The 16,835-nt window shown below is 73.0% G+C and carries 14 protein-coding genes; 5 read left to right on the top strand and 9 right to left on the bottom strand.

Annotated features, from left to right (window positions below):
* Nucleotides 1–11 precede the first annotated feature (11 nt).
* The 4 genes from ACZ6O2_RS00945 to dxr form a co-directional block, all read right to left on the bottom strand.
* Nucleotides 12–1,238, bottom strand: coding sequence for an MFS transporter (locus ACZ6O2_RS00945; RefSeq protein ID WP_466021570.1), 1,227 nt, complete (start codon nt 1,236–1,238; stop codon nt 12–14).
* Nucleotides 1,239–1,359: 121 nt separating this feature from the next.
* Nucleotides 1,360–2,532, bottom strand: coding sequence for a flavodoxin-dependent (E)-4-hydroxy-3-methylbut-2-enyl-diphosphate synthase (gene ispG, locus ACZ6O2_RS00940; protein WP_350704934.1), 1,173 nt, complete (start codon nt 2,530–2,532; stop codon nt 1,360–1,362).
* A gap of 9 nt (nt 2,533–2,541) precedes the next feature.
* Entirely contained in the window at nt 2,542–3,792 is a 1,251-nt protein-coding gene (locus tag ACZ6O2_RS00935) for a M50 family metallopeptidase (RefSeq protein WP_466021569.1), read from the bottom strand.
* The gene (dxr, locus tag ACZ6O2_RS00930) at nt 3,792–5,006 is read right to left on the bottom strand and encodes a 1-deoxy-D-xylulose-5-phosphate reductoisomerase (RefSeq protein ID WP_466021568.1); all 1,215 of its coding nucleotides are present in this window, start codon (nt 5,004–5,006) and stop codon (nt 3,792–3,794) included. The genes ACZ6O2_RS00935 and dxr overlap by 1 nt, the downstream gene beginning before the upstream one ends.
* Nucleotides 5,007–5,140: 134 nt before the next feature.
* Here dxr and ACZ6O2_RS00925 point away from each other — a divergent pair, with 134 nt between their 5' ends.
* Complete coding sequence (locus ACZ6O2_RS00925) at nt 5,141–6,457, top strand: family 43 glycosylhydrolase (protein ID WP_466021567.1); 1,317 nt, start codon at nt 5,141–5,143, stop codon at nt 6,455–6,457.
* A gap of 136 nt (nt 6,458–6,593) precedes the next feature.
* On the opposite strand, the gene ACZ6O2_RS00920 is transcribed toward ACZ6O2_RS00925, so the two are convergent.
* Nucleotides 6,594–7,157 (bottom strand): GNAT family N-acetyltransferase, encoded by a 564-nt coding sequence (locus ACZ6O2_RS00920; protein ID WP_466021566.1) that lies wholly within the window; start codon nt 7,155–7,157, stop codon nt 6,594–6,596.
* Between the two features lie 50 nt (nt 7,158–7,207).
* Here ACZ6O2_RS00920 and ACZ6O2_RS00915 point away from each other — a divergent pair, with 50 nt between their 5' ends.
* Nucleotides 7,208–8,047, top strand: coding sequence for a YhjD/YihY/BrkB family envelope integrity protein (locus ACZ6O2_RS00915; RefSeq protein WP_466021565.1), 840 nt, complete (start codon nt 7,208–7,210; stop codon nt 8,045–8,047).
* Between the two features lie 159 nt (nt 8,048–8,206).
* Here ACZ6O2_RS00915 and ACZ6O2_RS00910 read toward each other — a convergent pair whose 3' ends face one another.
* Complete coding sequence (locus ACZ6O2_RS00910; protein WP_466021564.1) at nt 8,207–10,381, bottom strand: MMPL family transporter; 2,175 nt, start codon at nt 10,379–10,381, stop codon at nt 8,207–8,209.
* Nucleotides 10,382–10,484: 103 nt separating this feature from the next.
* Here ACZ6O2_RS00910 and ACZ6O2_RS00905 point away from each other — a divergent pair, with 103 nt between their 5' ends.
* Nucleotides 10,485–11,198 carry a TetR/AcrR family transcriptional regulator gene (locus ACZ6O2_RS00905; protein WP_466021563.1) on the top strand — a complete coding sequence of 238 codons (714 nt, stop codon included), beginning with the start codon at nt 10,485–10,487 and terminating at the stop codon, nt 11,196–11,198.
* A gap of 61 nt (nt 11,199–11,259) precedes the next feature.
* Nucleotides 11,260–12,855: a phytoene desaturase family protein gene (locus ACZ6O2_RS00900; RefSeq protein WP_466021562.1), complete on the top strand. Its 1,596-nt coding sequence runs from the start codon at nt 11,260–11,262 to the stop codon at nt 12,853–12,855.
* Here ACZ6O2_RS00900 and ACZ6O2_RS00895 read toward each other — a convergent pair.
* Nucleotides 12,836–13,483 (bottom strand): TMEM175 family protein, encoded by a 648-nt coding sequence (locus ACZ6O2_RS00895; RefSeq protein ID WP_350705129.1) that lies wholly within the window; start codon nt 13,481–13,483, stop codon nt 12,836–12,838. The two genes, ACZ6O2_RS00900 and ACZ6O2_RS00895, sit on opposite strands and share 20 nt — an antisense overlap.
* Before the next feature lie 112 nt (nt 13,484–13,595).
* Nucleotides 13,596–15,185, bottom strand: a complete 1,590-nt coding sequence (locus tag ACZ6O2_RS00890; RefSeq protein WP_466021561.1) for a Rieske 2Fe-2S domain-containing protein — start codon at nt 15,183–15,185, stop codon at nt 13,596–13,598.
* 270 nt (nt 15,186–15,455) lie between these two features.
* Between ACZ6O2_RS00890 and ACZ6O2_RS00885 the strand changes: the two genes are divergently transcribed.
* Nucleotides 15,456–15,677 carry a DUF2631 domain-containing protein gene (locus ACZ6O2_RS00885; protein WP_350704906.1) on the top strand — a complete coding sequence of 74 codons (222 nt, stop codon included), beginning with the start codon at nt 15,456–15,458 and terminating at the stop codon, nt 15,675–15,677.
* Between the two features lie 100 nt (nt 15,678–15,777).
* On the opposite strand, the gene ACZ6O2_RS00880 is transcribed toward ACZ6O2_RS00885, so the two are convergent.
* On the bottom strand, nt 15,778–16,835 hold a 1,058-nt coding region (locus tag ACZ6O2_RS00880; RefSeq protein ID WP_466021560.1), incomplete at its 5' end, for a DivIVA domain-containing protein.

The raw sequence follows: 16,835 nt of genomic DNA, 5'->3' as shown, positions 1-16,835 counted from the left end.
GACGAGAGGGACTACGGCACCGGGACCGGTCGCGGCGCGGGCGCGGCGGCCCGGTTGCGGGCGGCCCAGCCGACCACTCCGGGCACCAGGGCACCGAGCAGCAGGAACAGCCCACCGAGCAACAACCAGCCGGGCACGCCCCACCCGACGGCCAACGTGGTCACCACCACCGGCGCGATCATCCGGCCCAGCTCGAAACCCATGCTGTACGCCCCCTGGTACTGCCCGTGGGCGTGCTCGGGCGCGAGCCCGAAGGAGATCCCCCAGCCGGCGGCGGAGTGCCACAGCTCCCCCACGACGTGCGCGAGCGCGCCGGCGACCAGCAGCGCGACGGCGGCGACCGTCGGCAGACCGCCGCTGGCGGCGAAGAGGACGCAGGCGGCGGCGATGGCGAGCCCCGCGCGCCGCGACGCCCGGGCCGCCCCGGCGAGGCTCTCGGTGCCCCGTGCGGCGCGGACCTGGAAGAGCACCACCACCAGGGTGTTGACCAGCATCAGCCCGGAGATCACCCAGGCCGGCGCCCGGGTGTGCCCGACGATCCACAGCGGCAGGGCGATGTTGAGCAGCCCGAAGTGCATCGACATCAGGCCGTCGAGCACGGTGAACGCCAGGAACGGGCGGTCCCGCAGCGCGACCAGCCGGGGGCCCTGCGTGGGGGCGGGCGCGGGAGCGATGGCCGGCAGCCGGGTGAAGACGGCGGCGGCGAGCAGGTACGTCGTCGCGGCGGTGAGGATCAGCGCCACGTACGCCGCCCGGGTGTCGGCGGCGAGCGCGAAGCCGGCGAGCACGGCGCCCACCGAGATCCCGACGTTGGTGGTGGCGCGCAGGTAGGCGCGGGTGCGGACCCGCTGGTCGGCGGGGACGCAACCGGCGATGAGCGCGCCTCGGGCGCCCCGGTCGGCGGCGTCGGCCAGGGCGGTGGCCGCACCGACGGCGAGGAACGCGGCGAACGACTGGACGGTCACCAGGGCGGCGGTCAGCGCGCCCCCGGCGACCAGCGCGGCGACCTGGGTGCCCCGGGGCCCGAGCCGGTCGGCCAGGTAGCCGGTCGGCGCGCTGGCCAGCAGGCCGACCAGGGCCGAGACGGTCAGCCCCACGCCGACCTCGGTGGCGGTGAGGCCGACCGAGCGGGTGAGGAAGAGCGCGCTGGCCACCAGCCAGAGGCCGCGCCCGACGGTCCGCACGAGGGTGCCGAGGGTGAGGGTCCGGGCCGGGCCCGGTTCAGGAAGCAGCCGCACGCCCACACCCTAGCAAGACGTACGTACGGTTTGGTAAACGGGTGCCGGCGTACCACGTGAAAAAGCGCACCGGCCCCGACCGCCGGGTGGCGGTGGGACCGGTGCGCGACGGCGCGGTGGGTCAGTGCACGGAGACGGTGGCGCCCGGCAGCAGGCCGCGCAGCTCCTCCGGCAGCTCGGCGCCCATCTCGTCGGCGATGCGCAGCGCCTCCTCGATCAGCGTCTCCACGATCTGCGCCTCGGGCACGGTCTTGACGACCTTGCCCTTGACGAAGATCTGGCCCTTGCCGTTGCCGGAGGCCACGCCCAGGTCGGCCTCGCGGGCCTCGCCCGGGCCGTTCACGACGCAGCCCATCACGGCGACCCGCAGCGGCACCGGCAGCCCCTCCAGGCCGGCGGTGACCTCCTCGGCGAGCTTGTAGACGTCGACCTGCGCCCGCCCGCAGGACGGGCAGGAGACGATCTCCAGGCCGCGCTCGCGCAGCCCGAGCGACTCCAGGATCGCGGCGCCGACCTTGATCTCCTCCACCGGCGGGGCCGACAGCGAGACCCGGATGGTGTCGCCGATCCCCTCGGCCAGCAGCGCGCCGAAGGCGACCGCCGACTTGATCGTGCCCTGGAACGCCGGGCCGGCCTCGGTGACGCCCAGGTGCAGCGGGTAGTCGCACTGCTCGGCGAGCTGGCGGTAGGCCCGGACCATCACCACCGGGTCGTTGTGCTTCACCGAGATCTTGATGTCGCGGAAGCCGTGCTCCTCGAACAGCGAGCACTCCCACAGCGCCGACTCGACCAGCGCCTCGGCGGTGGCCTTGCCGTACTTGGCCAGCAGCCGCTTGTCCAGCGAGCCGGCGTTCACGCCGATCCGGATCGGCACGCCCGCGTCACCGGCCGCCTTGGCGATCTCCTTGACCTTGTCGTCGAACTGCCGGATGTTGCCCGGGTTCACCCGGACCGCCGCGCAGCCCGCGTCGATCGCGGCGAAGACGTACTTCGGCTGGAAGTGGATGTCGGCGATGACCGGGATCTGCGACTTCTTCGCGATCGCCGGCAGCGCCTCCACGTCGTCCTGGCTGGGCACCGCGACCCGGACGATCTGGCAGCCGGACGCGGTCAGCTCGGCGATCTGCTGGAGGGTGGCGTTGACGTCGGACGTGAGGGTGGTGGTCATCGACTGCACGGATACCGGCGCGCCCCCACCGACCGGCACGGAGCCGACCATGATCTGGCGGCTGGCCCGGCGCGGGGCGAGCGGCGGAGGCGGTACGGCCGGGATGCCGAGACTGACAGCGGTCACTTCAGGCACTCACCTTGAGAAGAGCGTGATCGGGTTGACGACGTCCGCGGTGATGGTCAGCAGCGTGAACGCGCCACCGATCAGGATCATCGCGTACGTGAGGGGCATGAGCTTGAGGTAGTCGACGCGGCCGGGGTCGGCGCGCCCGATCCGGGCGTAGACCCAGGAACGGGCCCGCTCGAACCAGGCGATGGCGATGTGCCCGCCGTCCAACGGCAGCAGGGGCAGCAGGTTGAACACGCCGATGAAGAAGTTCAGCGAGACGAACAGCATGAAGAACAGCAGCCAGGCGTTGTTCTCCACCGCCTCGCCGCCGAGCCGGCTCGCGCCGACCACGCTGATCGGGGTGTCCATGTCCCGCTCGCCGCCGGTGATCGCCGTCCACAGGGCCGGGACCTTCTGCGGGATGCGCTTCATCGCCTCGAAGGTGTTGACGGCCATGTCGCCGGTGAAGTCGGCGGTCGCGCCGAACGCGCCGACCGGCCCGTACGTGACCCGGGTCGGGGTGCTGGGCACGAGGCCGACGCCGAGCGCGGCAACCGTGGCGACCTGACCCTTCGGGTCGTCCAGCGGCGGGCGCTGGGTCTGCGCGAGCACCGCGCTGGCCGTGCCCGGCTGGCCGTCCCGGACGTACGCGATCTGCGTCGTGTCGCCCGGCTTGAGGGCGCGCAGGGTGGTCAGCAGCTGGCCGTAGTCGTTGATCGGGGTGCCGTTGATCGCGGTGATCCGGTCGCCGTCGCGCAGCTGCGCCTGGGCGGCGGGGCTGGCGGGGTCGGTGGTGGTGCACGCCCGGAGAGTGTTCTCCGGCACCACGCAGTCGGACAGCTGGATGACCGCCGGCTCCTTGCGGATCTCGGCCTCGGTGCTCGGGAAGTTCGGGTTGGGCAGGCCGGCGGTGACCGCGATCACCCAGAGGGTGACCAGGGCGAGGGCGAAGTGGGTGATGGAGCCCGCGGACATCACGATCGTCCGCTTCCACACCGGGTAGCGCCACATCGCACGCGGCTCGTCCGCCGGGTCGACGTCGTCGTCCTGCGGGGTCATGCCGACGATCTTGCAGAAGCCGCCGAGCGGGATGCCCTTGATGCCGTACTCCGTCTCGCCCCGCTTGAACGACCAGAGCGTGGGGCCGAAGCCGACGAAGTAGCGGGTGACCTTCATGCCGAAGGCCTTGGCGGTGAGCATGTGTCCCGCCTCGTGCAGGCTCACCGAGATGAGGATCGCGAGGGCGAAGAGCACCACCCCGAGCAGGTACGCCATCAAGCTCCTTCCACCGAACCCGCGATGATGATCTCCTGCGCGTGCGCGCGGGCCCACGACTCCGCCGCGAGCACGTCCTCGACGGTACCTGGTTCGTCGAAGTCGGGAGCGTCCTCCAACACCCGCCGGAGGGTGTCGACGATGCCGAGGAAGGGCAGCCGGCCGGCCACGAACGCGGCCACGCACTCCTCGTTGGCCGCGTTGTAGATCGCCGGCCGGCAGCGCCCGGCCTCGCCGGCGGCCTTGGCCAGCGCGACCGCCGGGAACGCCTCGTCGTCCAGCGGCGCGAACTCCCAGGTGTGCGCCGTCGTCCAGTCGACCGCGGCGGCGGCGTCGGCCACCCGGTCCGGCCAGCCGATGCCGAGCGCGATCGGCAGCCGCATGTCGGGCGGGCTGGCCTGGGCGAGGGTGGACCCGTCCACGAACTCGACCATCGAGTGGATCACCGACTGCGGGTGCACCATCACGGTGATGTCGGCGTACGGCACGTCGAACAGCTCGTGCGCCTCGATCACCTCCAGCGCCTTGTTGACCATCGTGGCGGAGTTGATCGTGACGACCGGCCCCATGTTCCAGGTCGGGTGCGCCAGCGCCTGCTCGGGCGTGACCGCGGTCAGCTCGTCGCGCCGCCGGCCCCGGAACGGGCCGCCACTGGCGGTGACGACCAGCCGGCGCACCTCGCCCCGGGCGCCGCCGCGCAGGCACTGGGCCAGCGCCGAGTGCTCCGAGTCGACGGGGACGATCTGCTCCGGCCGGGTCACCGCGGCCCTGACGAGGGAGCCGCCGGCGACGAGGGACTCCTTGTTGGCCAGCGCGAGCGTACGCCCGGCCCGCAGCGCGGCCAGGGTCGGCGCGAGCCCGAGGGAGCCGACCACCCCGTTGAGCACGACGTCGCAGGGCCACTGCGCCAGCTCGGTCATCGCGTCCGGGCCGGCCACGATCTTGGGAAGCCTGAAGTCGCCGGTGGCCCAGCCGCGCCGGCTCGCCTCGGCGTAGAAGGCGAGTTGGAGGTCCTGCGCGGCGGACGCCTTCGCCACGCCCACCGCCTCGACGCCGAGTTCGAGGGCCTGGGCGGCGAGCAGCTCGACGTTGCCGCCGCCGGCGCCGAGCGCGACCACCCGGAACCGGTCCGGGTTGCGCCGCACGATGTCGACGGCCTGTGTGCCGATCGAGCCGGTGGAGCCGAGCAGAACAAGATCGCGTGGGGACGTCACCGGGCCATTCTTCCCCAGCGCCGCTGAGCGCCCGCTGGGAGCCTCAGCCCTCCGCGTCGGCCTGCTCCTCCGGTCAGGTCCACCAGGATTCACAGAATCTTCCAATACATCGATGTCTGTGATTGAATTTCGTCATGCGAAGAGGTCTCGTCTGGCTGGCCGTCGCGCTCGTCTTCGGTTCACTGCTCGTCCACCCGGGCGTGGCCACGGCCGCCACCGCCGCACCGTCGCTGGTCATCGCCAGCGATTTCCCGGACCCTGACGTCGTCAAGTTCGGCGGCACCTACTACGCGTACTCCACCAACAACGGCCACGGGAACGTTCCGGTCGCCACGGCCGCCTCGTTGACCGGGCCGTGGACCAGGCGGGCCGACGCGATGCCGACCCTCGGCGCCTGGGCCAATGGGGGCCTGACCTGGGCACCGGACGTATCCCAGCGGGCCGACGGGCGATACCTGCTCTACTACACCGCCCGCAGCCGGGCCACCGGCCGCCAGTGCCTCGGCGCCGCGCTGGCCACGTCGCCGCTCGGGCCGTTCACCGCCGTCGGCACCCAGCCGCTGGTCTGCAACGCCGGTGAGGGCGGCGACATCGACGCGGCGAGCTTCACCGACAGCACCGGCCTGCGCTACCTGCTCTACAAGGACGACGGCAACGCCATCGGTCAGCCGACGAGCCTGTGGCTGCAACAGGTCGCGGCCGACGGGGTGACCCTCCAGGGCGCCCGGGTCGAGTTGCTGCGCAGCGGTCGCGCCGAGGAGACGGGCATCATCGAGGCGCCGGTGCTGACCAAGGTCGGCGCGCAGTACGTGCTCTTCTACTCGCTCGGCGGTTACGGCGGAGACAGCTACCAGACCAGCTACGCCACCTCGACCTCGCTGACCGGCCCGTACACCAAGGCCTACCGCTCGCTGATGACCACGGCGTCGCTGGACTGGGCTGTGCGGGGACCGGGCGGCGCGGACGTGGTACGCGAGGCGGGCGGCGACCACATCGTGTTCCACGGCTGGATCAACAATTACTCCGCCCGGGGCATGTACGTGGCGGCGCTGGGCTGGGCCGGCGGATATCCGGTGGTGCGGGGCAGCCGCGTGCGGTACGAGGCCGAACGCGGCGTGCTCAACCGCTGCGCGGTGCGTGCCGCCCCGAACGCCTCACAGGGGCAGGTGGTGGCGTACATGGACTACGCGGACAGTTGGGTCGACGTCACCGTCTTCGCGCCCCGGACCGGCGGGTACCGCGTCCACGTCGCCTACGCCGCCGGCTACGGCGACGCCCAGCACACGCTGACCGTCAACGGCACGAACCCGAGGGTCGTCGCCTACCCCAACACCGGCTGGGACGTCTGGCGGCAGGTGGGCGTCGACGTCACGCTCAACGCGGGCTTCAACACGCTCCGGTTCACCCACCTCAGTCGCTGGGCGGAACTCGACTTCGTCGAGGTGGCGTAACCCCACGCGCACGAGGCACTGCCGGGCCGCCGCCCCGGTGTCGGTGACGGTGACCCGCAGCCGTCACGGGCTGCGGTGGCTCCGGCGTCGTGGCGAGGCGGACCCGTCCGGCGGGACGGCCGCACCGGCCGGTTCCTCACCTGGGTCCGGACGCGATGACGCCGCCGGTCAGCACGAAGGTCTCCACCTCCTCGCCGCCGTACCAGTCGGTGCGGCGGCCGACGTGGGTCATGCCGAGGCGGCGGGCCACCGCCATCGACGCCTCGTTGCCGGGCGCCACGACCGCGTAGACCTGCCGGGTGCCGGCGGCGAGTTCCCGCGCCACCACCGCCCGGGCCGCCTCGGTCGCGTAGCCGTGACCCCACGAGTCGGGGTGCAGGTGCCAGCCCACCTCGATGTCCTCGGTCGGCACGTTCTCGTCCCGCCCCGGCAGCGGCTTGAGCAGCACGGTGCCGGCCACCACGCCGGTGTCGCGGACCGCGATCGCCCAGGTGCCGTACCGGCCGCCGTGCCCCGCGTGCCGCTTCCGCCACAGCGCGAGCCGATCGGCCGCCTGCGCCGGGGCGGTCAGGGGCAGGCCGGTCGCGTTCAGCCAGCGGGTCACCTCCGCCCGGGAGTAGAGGTCGAAGATCCGGGCCAGGTCGGCCGGGTCGGCGGTCCACTCCCGCACGACCAGGCGCTCGGTGGTGAGCACGGTCATGGCGGGTGATCCTATGAGTGACGCAGGGCGCGGCGGGGAACGAGAGCGCGATGGGTGGGGGCTGGCAGCGGGCGAGGCGGGTCACCCGTGCCGCGTTCCGCCCGCTGCGCGGCCGGGACCTGTCGCTGCACGCCGCCGCCATCACCTTCTACGGGGCGATCGCCGTGGTGCCGGTGGCGCTGCTGGCGATCTGGCTGACCTCGCTGGTGGCGGGGGCCGACCAGGTCCGCCGGCTCACGTCGCACGCCGTGGCGACGCTGCCGGACGCGATCGGCGCGCCCCACGCGGTGGCCGCGCTGGTCGAGGCCGGGGTGGGGTTGACCACGCTGCCGGCGTTGGCGTCGCTGCTGCCGGCGTCCCTGTACGGCGAGGGGCTGCGCCGGGCCTTCGTCTCCGTGGCCGACGGGCACGCCGACGAGTCCCTGGTGGGCTGGCGCGGCCGGCTGCTGCTGCTCCCCCTGCTCGCGCCGGCCCCGGCCCTGCTGCTGTCGATCCTGGTCGCGCTGCCGACGACGACCCGGCTGGTCCGCCAGGGCGGGTTGGCCGGCGCGCTGGGCGTGGTGCTGTCGTTCCTGGCGGTCTGGCTGGTGCTCACCCCGGTGCTGCTCTGGGTGTTCCGGGTGGTCGGCCCGGCGGCGCCGGACTGGCTCTCCGCGCTGGGCGTCGGCTCGTTCACCGCGGCGAACCTGTCCGGGTTCCTGCACGGCTTCGTGCTCTTCGCCTCGCTCCCGATCGACCTGGGCGTGCCGTTCGGGGGCTTCGACGAGATCGGGGCGGGGGTGGCCGTCCTGCTCTGGCTCTACGTCTTCCATGTGATCGTGCTCGCCGGCTACTCCGCCACGCTCGCCCTCTCCCGCTGGCGGGCGGCCCGCGCCCGACCCGCCGAATGAGCGACCAGGAGGTTCCGCCCAACCGCCGGATGAGCGACCAGGAGGCTTCGCCCAACCGCCGGATGAGCGACCACGGGGCGTTCGTCCGACCCGCCGGATGAGCGACCACGGGGTCCGCGTCGGACGCGGACCCCGTGGTGGATGGCGGCGACGGGCCGGTCAGCGGGTGTGGGCGGGGTCCTGGGGCGCCGGCTCCGGGTCGGCCGCCTCGCGGATGCCGTAGCGGCGGTAGACCCGGCCGAGCGGGCCGGGGGCCCACCAGTTCCAGCGGCCCAGCAGCCGCATGGTGGCCGGCGCCAGCAGGGCCCGGACCAGCGTCGCGTCCACCACGATCGCCACGATCATGCCGATCCCGATGAGCTTGACGTACGCCATCCCACCGGTGGCGAAGCCGGCCACCACGACGATCAGCAGCAGCGCGGCGGCGGTGATGATCCGGCCGGTGTGCTGGAGCCCGGCGGCCACCGAGGCGGCGTTGTCCCCGCTGCGGTCCCACTCCTCGCGCACCCGGGAGAGCAGGAACACCTCGTAGTCGGTCGCCAGCCCGAAGAGCACGGCGAGCATGAGGATCGGGTTGCTGGGCTCGATGAACCCGGTCGGGGTGAAGCCGAGCAGGTCGGCGAGATGCCCGTCCTGGAAGATCCAGACCACCACGCCGAACGAGGCGCCGATCGACACCAGGTTCATCAGCACCGCCTTGACCGGCAGCACCACCGAGCCGAAGGCGAGGAAGAGCAGGACCAGGGTCGCGGCGGCCATGAGCAGGGCCATCCAGGGCAGCCGGTCGCCGAGGCTGTCCAGCAGGTCCCGGTCGGCGCCGGGCCGGCCACCGACGAGCACCTCCGCGCCGGCCGGGGCGGGCAGGTCGCGCAGCGCCCGGACCACGTCCTGGGCGACGTCGCCGGTCGGCTCGCCGGGGTAGGTCACCGTCAGCAGCGTCGAGGTGCCCCGGCTGGCCGCCACCTGCACGCCGGTCACGCCGGGCACGGCGGCCACCCGGTCGGCGAAGGGCTGCGCCTGCGCCGGGGACGCCCCGGACACCAGCACGTCGATCGGCGCGACCGTGCCGCCGGGGAACTCCGCGGCGATCCGCTCGGAGACGACCCGGGGCGTGGCGTCCGCCGGCAGCACCCGCTCGTCGAAGCCGCCGAAGGTGATCCGCAGGAACGGCGTGGCGAGCAGGAGGAGCAGCAGGGTCACGCCGACCAGGTAGCGCACCGGGCGGCGCATCACGCTACGCGCGATCCGGGCCCAGGTGCCGCCCGTCTCCCCCGCCGCCGGCCGCCCGGCCCGCGCCCGGCGCCGCCACGGCAGCGGTACGCGCAGCGCGTCGATCCGGTGGCCGAGCACCGCGAGCAGGGCCGGCAGCACGGTCAGCGCCGCCAGCATGGCGACCAGCACGGCGGCCATCCCGCCGAGCCCCATCGAGCGCAGGAACGCCTGCGGGAAGATCAGCAGGCTGGCCATGGCGAGCGCGATGGTGAGGCCGGAGACCAGCACCGTCCGGCCGGCAGTGGTCATGGTGCGGCGGATCGCGGCGGGCGTGTCGTGACCGGCGGCCAACTCCTCGCGGAACCGGCTGACCACGAAGAGGGCGTAGTCGACCGCCATGCCCAGGCCGATCAGGGTGATGACGTTGATGGCGAAGATCGACACGTCGGTGACCAGGTTGACCAGGCGGACGGCGACGAACGCGCCGAGGATGGCCAGCCCGCCGATCAGCAGCGGGGTGGACGCGGCCACCAGCCCGCCGAAGATCAGCACGAGCAGCACCAGCAGCACCGGCATGGAGAGAATCTCCGCCCGGGTGATGTCCTCGGTGGTCTGGCGGTTCGCCTCGTGCAGGAACGCCACCGTGCCGCCGACCTCGGTCCGTACGCCGGGCGTCGTCAGGGCCGGTCGCAGGTCCTCGTACGCGGCGGTCTTGCCGTCCTCGTCGGCGGCCCGTAGCTGGACCAGCGCGTAGGTGGCGCGCCGGTCGGTCGACAGCAGCGCGGGCGCCTGGGTGTCGTACCAGGTGACGACGCTGGTGACCTCGGGGCGCCCGCGCAGACCGGTGACGGTGGCCGTGACCGGGTCACGGAAGGCCGGCTGGTCGACGGTCGCCCCGTCGCTGGTCCAGAGCACGACCAGGTCCGCGCCCTGCGGCCCCAGCTCGGCGGTGATCCGCTCGGCGGCGCGGCTGGACTCGCCCGCCGGGTCGTCGTATCCGCCCCCGGTCAACTGCCCGAAGACCCCGATCCCCCAGGTCGAGCCGAGCACGACCACCACCAGGGCGGCGGCCAGCACCGCCCAACGCAGCCGCACCACCACATGTCCCCACCAGGCGAACATTCGCCTCCCCCTCCGCCGACGGCTAAGCTGTAACCATCGCTCATCCGAGTGAACGGCGTTAACTATGACAACGGCGTTCGCTTTGGTCAAGGGGGTTAGCTGCATGCCCGCACCGTCCCGACGCGAACGCCTGCGCACCGCGACCGTCGCCGAGATCAAGGACGGGGCACGGCGGCTGTTGGTGACCGGCGGGGTGGAGGCGGTCTCGTTGCGGGCCATCGCCCGGGACATGGGCATGACGGCGCCGGCCATCTACCGCTACTTCCCCAGCCTGGAGGCGCTGGTCGCGGCGCTCGCCGGCGACCTCTACGACGAGCTGCGGCTGCGGCTGGAGGCGGCCCGGGACGACGCCGGGGCCGAGCCGGTCGACCAGTTGCTGGCCATGGGCCGCGCGTTCCGCTCCTGGTCGGTGGCCCACCCCGCCGAGTTCGGGCTGATGTTCGGCGCCCGGGCCCCCGGGCTGGACGCCTTCGTCGACGACTGCGTCCACCCCGACCACCCGGGCGCCCGGTTCGGCGCGGTCTTCGTGCAGCCGATCTTCGACCTCTGGCACCGCGCCCCCTTCCCCACCCCGCCCGCCGAGCTGCTCCAGGAGCGCCTGGGCGGGCGGCTGGAGCCGCTGCGGCTCAGCCACGGCGAGGTGCCGATCGAGGTCGCGTACGCCCTGCTCTCCGGCTGGACCCGGCTCTACGGGCTGGTCGCCATGGAGGTCTTCGGCCAGCTCGCCTGGGCGGTCACCGAGGCCGAGGCACTGTTCGAGCTGGAGCTGGCCGCGTTCACCGCCCAACTGCGCGCCGATCCGCCGGCGGCGAGCTGACACCGGCGACCGGCGGCGAAGGGCTGACCGGCGGGGCCGGCGGGCACTAGGCTCCCCCGGCATGAGCGACGAGCTGCCGACCCGGGCCGACGTGGTGATCGTCGGGTCCGGGCACAACGGTCTGGTGTCCGCGATCCTGCTCGCCCGCGCCGGGCTCGACGTGCTGGTGCTGGAGGCCGCCGACGTGATCGGCGGGGCCACCCGGACGGAGAACCCGTTCCCGAAGGTGCCCGGGCTGCGCCACTCCACCGGCTCCTACCTGCTCGGGTTGATGCCGCCGGAGCTGCTCGCCACGCTGGACGTGCGCATCCCGGTGCTGCGCCGCGACCCGCACTACTTCCTGCCCACCCCGGGCCCGAAGGGATCCCCGTACCTGCTGTTCGGCAGCGACACCGCGGCCACCCGGGCGCAGCTCGCGGAGTTCTTCTCCCCCGCCGACATGGCCGCCGACGACGCTCTCCAGGCCGAACTGGCCGCGCTGCGCGCCGACCTCGCGCCGGTCTGGCTGGCCGACCCGCTGCCGGTCGAGGAGACCGCCGAGCGGTACGTCCGCCCGGCGCTGCGGCAGGTCTTCGTCGACCTGGTCCGCGGCTCGGTCGCCGACCACCTCGCCCGCTTCGACTTCCGCTCCGAGCTGCTGCTCAGCATGTACGCGGTGACCGACGGCCTGTCCGGGCTGAACGCCGGCCCCGACGACCCCGGCACCGGCCACAACTTCCTCGTGCACAACATGTGCCGCCTGCCCGGCTCCGACGGCACGTGGATGATCGCCGAGGGCGGCATGGGCACGGTGTCCCGCACCTTCGCCGAGGCCGCCCGGGCCGCCGGCGCGACGATCCTGACCGGCACGCCGGTCAGCGCGATCACCCTGGCCGGCGGCGCGGCCAGCGGCGTGGTCCTGGCCGACGGGCGGGAGGTGGGCGCCCGGGTGGTGCTCGGGGCGTGTGACCCGTACCGGCTGATGGACCTGCTGCCCGACGGCGCGCTCCCGGCGCCGCTGGCCGACCGGATGGCGGCGGTCCGCCGCCCCGGCACCACCCTCAAGCTCAACCTGGCGCTGACCGGCCTGCCACGCTTCTCCTGCCTGCCGGCGGACGCGCCGAGCCCGTTCGGGTCGACCATCCACCTGCTGCCCGGCTCGACGTCGCTGATCGGCGGGGGCGGCGAGTCGCCGATGGCGGCGCTGCGCGCGATGTGGGCGGACGTCCAGGCGGGCCGGCTGCCCGAGGAGCCGACGATCGAGTGGTACCTGCACACCACCGTCGACCCGTCGCTGTCGGACGGGCGGGGGCACCACTCCTCGGCGCTCTTCGTCCAGTCGGTGCCCTACGAACTGGCCGGCACGACCTGGGACGAGGCGCTGCCCGGGTACGTGGAGCGGCTGGTCGAGATCTGCGAGCGGTACGCCCCCGGCACGGCCGACCTGATCGCGGACGCGGTGCCGCTGCCCCCGCCCGGCATCGAGGCGCACTTCGGCATCACCGGCGGGCACATCCACCACGTCGACAACACCGTCTCGTTCACCGACCGGATGCCGTACGCCACCGGCGTCGACGGCGTCTACGCCGGCAGCGCCGGCTGCCACCCCGCCGGCAGTGTCATCGGCGCCGCCGGCCACAACGCCGCCCGCCGCATCCTCACCGACCTCGGCCGCTGACCTCGCCGCCGTCCTCGGCGGGGGGCAGGTCGCCGGGGCGGCGGACGAGGGAGAGACCGAGGAGCAGCAGGTAGAGAACGAGGCTGAGGATCGGGTCGACGAAGACGAAGGCGAAGGCGATCAGATAGAGCAGTGGGCGCAGCAGCAGCCGCCGCGCGACCGCCCGGGCCAGCCGGGGATCCAGGTCGGGGTGGAGCAGCCTCCGCCGCCGCGCCCACCACCAGCTCAGGTTGAAGAAGACCGACTCGCCGAGCACGCTGCCGAAGTAGAGGGCGGCGGTCAGCCGCTGCTCGGTCGGACTGCCACGCAGGTTATCCGACAGCAGGTCGGCGGTGAACGGGATCGCGGCCACGAAGAGCAGCACGAGCAGGTTGAACACCAGCAGCACCTGGTCGACCCGGACCACGTACCGCCACATGTTGTGGTGGCCGAGCCAGATCTGGCCGGCGATCCCGAAGGTGATCACGTACGCCAGGTAGGACGGCCAGGCGTGGGCGAGGGCGTCGGGAAGCTCCCTCCCGCCGGCCCTCGCCGGGCCGTTCTGGAGCAGTTCGACGGCCATCACCGTCAGCACGACCGCGAAGACGCCGTCGCTGAACGTCTCCACCCGGGAGGCGTCCCGGGCCATCTCCCGGTCGCGCCGGTACCGGTACCCGCTCTTCTCCGCGCCCTCGGCCACGCCGCCCCCTCTCCGACCTGATGGTCACCCGGAGGGGGCGGCGGGCGCGGGAAAACGGCCGTTAGCTGATCGCCTCGCCCGCCGGGGCGGGGGTCTGCTCGTCGACGCGGTGGGCGCGGATCTTGTGCCCGACGCTGGTCAGGCACCGACCGCTGGCCAGGTCGAACTTCCAGCCGTGCAGCTGGCAGGTGAGCTGGTCCCCGTCGACGATGCCGAACCGGGTCAGGTCCGCCTTCAGGTGGGGGCAGCGCCGCTGCACCACCCAGTCGCCGAGGGTGATGTCCTCGGCGTCGCTGGTCCGCTCGTGCTCGTCGTACCAGCCCTCGGCGTACTGGAGCCGCTCCTCGGAGAGGCACTTGAAGAACGCGTAGACGAACTCGTTGTACTGGCCGATCCGGGCGGCGGAGAAGCGGCAGGAGAGGAAGAGGGAGTTGACCCAGTCCACCTCGCCGATGTGCAGCAGGTGCTCGACCAGCGCCCGCTCGGTGCGGAACCGGTAGCGGACCTTCTCGTCAGCGTACGGCCGGACCTCCTTGCCCGGGAAGTCCACCACGATCGACTCGATCGTCTCCCCGCCTGAGCTGTCGGTGCCGACCAAGTCGAAGCGGACCGGCCCGCCGACCCCCTTGGCCAGGTAGATCGACTCGTCCAGCAGCGGCTCGATCCGGCGCTTCATCTCGCCGAGCACGTCCACCTCGGGGTGCCGCCAGGACGCCTTCTCCGCCTCGATGACCGGCCGCTTGCGTTCCCGCATCTCCTCCAGGTGCGCGACCTTGTTCGCGAAGAACTCCTCCACCGGCATCGGGTGGCTGGTCTCGCAGCTCTCGGTGGTGATCTCGGCTACGCTGCCCGGAAGCAGCACGACGCCGTTGGTGCCGCCGACCTTCGCGTACTCGCTGAGGAAGACCGACTGGTCGGGGAAGATGTTGCCCTCGTCGCCGTGGATGTCGTTGAACTGCCACAGCTCGTCGTCGAGGAAGCAGGGTGGGCCGGCGATCGGGAAGACGTGGTCGGCCTTCAGGTCGTCGATGTAGCGCCAGGTGCGGTCGAACTGCCGGTCCCGCTTCTGCTTGCCGAACGCGGTCTTCGCCGCCTGCGGCAGCTCGTAGACCATCGGGTACCAGATCGCGCCGGAGAACTGGAGCATGTGCGCGTGCACGTGGCCCAGCTCGGCGAAGACGCTCAGGTCGGTCGGGCGCGCGTCGTTCTGGTTGAGCAGCCGGACCCCGTCGTACTCCACCCACAGCGACGAGTCGCCGATCGGGCCGTCGGTCGGGCTGGTCAGCGCCTGGATCATGATCCTCAGGCCGCCGTCCAGCTCGACGACCTGCTCGTTCGGCGCCTTCAGGAACTTCGTGAAGCCCAGCTCCCGCAGTTCGTCCTCCATCTCGGAGGTGGGGAACGCGGGCAGCAGCACGGTGGCCGCCTTCGACACGAAATTCTTCAGGTGCGCCGCGTCGAAGTGGTCCCGGTGCAGGTGGGAGACGTAGAGGTAGTCGACGTCGCCGAGGGTCTCCCAGTCGAGCAGGGAATTGTCCGGAAAAGGGAACCACGACGCGAAATAGGCCGGGTTGACCCACGGGTCGCACAGGATGCTGCCCGCGGCCGTGTCGATCCGCATGCTGGCGTGTCCCGTACCGGTCACTCGCACCGCAGTTCCCCCTCGAAGACAAACAAAAGGTGTACGTCCGAAACGCTACCGGAGGCAGTCTGGCGAGCGACCCGCGACGCCGGTAGTGCCGTTACGCCCGGCCCCGCCGGGACCTTGGACCCACGCTGTCGCACGCGAGGGCGTTCGGGCCGGCGCCCGTGCCGTCGGCGCGGATCGTGCGGTCCGCCCCATCCGGCCGGACCCAGCGCCGAGCCTGGCACGGGGCGTGCCAGACTAGCCGGAGATCCGATCGCGAGGGAAGGACCGACAGTGGCAGGAAGCGAGCCGGTAACGTCGCCAGACCAGCACAAGCCGGGGCACCGCAAGTCCGGGCGGATCGGCGCGGTGCTCACCGCGCTGGTGCTGCTGGCGATGCTCTGCGGCAACCACGAGGGCAGGGTCGAGGACATCTGGCTGATCGGCCTGGCCGTGCTGCTGCTGGTCATCGTCATCGGCGACACCGTGCTGCGGCGCAACGGCCTGCGGTCCTGACCGCACCCCCGTCAGCCGGCGTCGAGCCGGTCCGCGCGCCGGAGACGACACGCACGAGGGCCCGCCCCCGACCGGGGAGCGGGCCCTCGTCGTACGCGGGTCAGCGGCGGAACAGGATGTCCTGCACGTCCTTGAGCGCCGCGTCGACCTCGGCCTCGAAGTAGCCGCCGGGCACCAGCCCGAAGCGCAGCGTGTCCAGTTCCTTCGGGTTCACCGGCATCGGGTTGCGCCCCTGCATGCCGCCGAGCAGGGTCTCGAAGAACCGGTCGACCTGGTCCGGGTCGTACCCGCTGCCGAACCGGCGCACCTGGAAGCTGCGGCGGATCTGGTCGACGTGGTAGAGGTCGCTGCCGGGCGGGCCGGCCATCGGCGGGCCGGCCATCGGCGGCGGGCCACCGACCGGCGGGTTACCGACGGGCGGTCCGGCAACCGGCGGCGGCCCGCCGAAGCCCTGCTGCGGGGGCGGCCCGGCCGGGCCCCGACCCCGCAGCTCGCGCAGCTCCCGCTCGGGCATACGGATCTCGGCGGTCATGTCGGTGCGCCCACGCCGGCCGGCCTCGAAGCCGTCGAAACGCGGCTCGTCGCCGTAACCGCCCGGACCGTCGCCGTAACCGCCCGGACCGTCGCCGTAGCCACCGGGGCCGTAGCCACCCGGGCCGTCACCGTAGCCGCCGGGGCCGTCACCGTAGCCACCCGGGCCGTCACCGTAGCCACCCGGAGCGTCGCCGTAGCCGCCGGGACCGGCCGGCAGGCCGCGCGGGGGCGGGCCGCCGTGATGCATCGGCGCGCCCGGACCCATCGGGCCGGGGCCGCCCGGGCCGCGCTGCGGCTCGTAGCCACCCCGGGGGCCGTCGTAGCCCCCCGCGAAGGCGCCGGTCGGCTCGTCGTGGCGGCCGTAGCGGTCGGCGGAGGGGCCAGCCTGGGTGGGCATCGGCCGGGGCGGCATCGACTGCGGACCGGGAGGCATGCCGCGATCGTCGTGCATCGGCGGGCCCATTCGATCCGGCGGGCCCATCTGGTCCGGCGGGCCGAGCCGGTCCGGGGGGCCCATCCGATCCGGGGGGCCCATCCGATCCGGCGGGCCCATCCGATCCGGCGGGCCCATCCGATCCGGCGGGCCCATCCGATCCGGCGGGCCCATCCGATCCGGCGGGCCGA

It is taken from the genome of Micromonospora sp. NPDC048040 (assembly GCF_055587185.1).
This window is presented reverse-complemented; position numbering and strand designations above follow the sequence as displayed.

Excerpts from the sequence above, each read along its gene's own strand:
- ACZ6O2_RS00900 (WP_466021562.1), top strand. The coding sequence starts at position 11,260 with ATGAGCGACGAGCTGCCGACCCGGGCCGACGTGGTGATCGTCGGGTCC.
- ACZ6O2_RS00915 (WP_466021565.1), top strand. The coding sequence starts at position 7,208 with ATGGGTGGGGGCTGGCAGCGGGCGAGGCGGGTCACCCGTGCCGCGTTC.
- ACZ6O2_RS00925 (WP_466021567.1), top strand. The coding sequence starts at position 5,141 with ATGCGAAGAGGTCTCGTCTGGCTGGCCGTCGCGCTCGTCTTCGGTTCA.
- ACZ6O2_RS00895 (WP_350705129.1), bottom strand. The coding sequence starts at position 13,483 with ATGGCCCGGGACGCCTCCCGGGTGGAGACGTTCAGCGACGGCGTCTTC.
- ACZ6O2_RS00910 (WP_466021564.1), bottom strand. The coding sequence starts at position 10,381 with ATGTTCGCCTGGTGGGGACATGTGGTGGTGCGGCTGCGTTGGGCGGTG.
- ACZ6O2_RS00905 (WP_466021563.1), top strand. The coding sequence starts at position 10,485 with ATGCCCGCACCGTCCCGACGCGAACGCCTGCGCACCGCGACCGTCGCC.
- ACZ6O2_RS00935 (WP_466021569.1), bottom strand. The coding sequence starts at position 3,792 with ATGGCGTACCTGCTCGGGGTGGTGCTCTTCGCCCTCGCGATCCTCATC.
- ACZ6O2_RS00920 (WP_466021566.1), bottom strand. The coding sequence starts at position 7,157 with ATGACCGTGCTCACCACCGAGCGCCTGGTCGTGCGGGAGTGGACCGCC.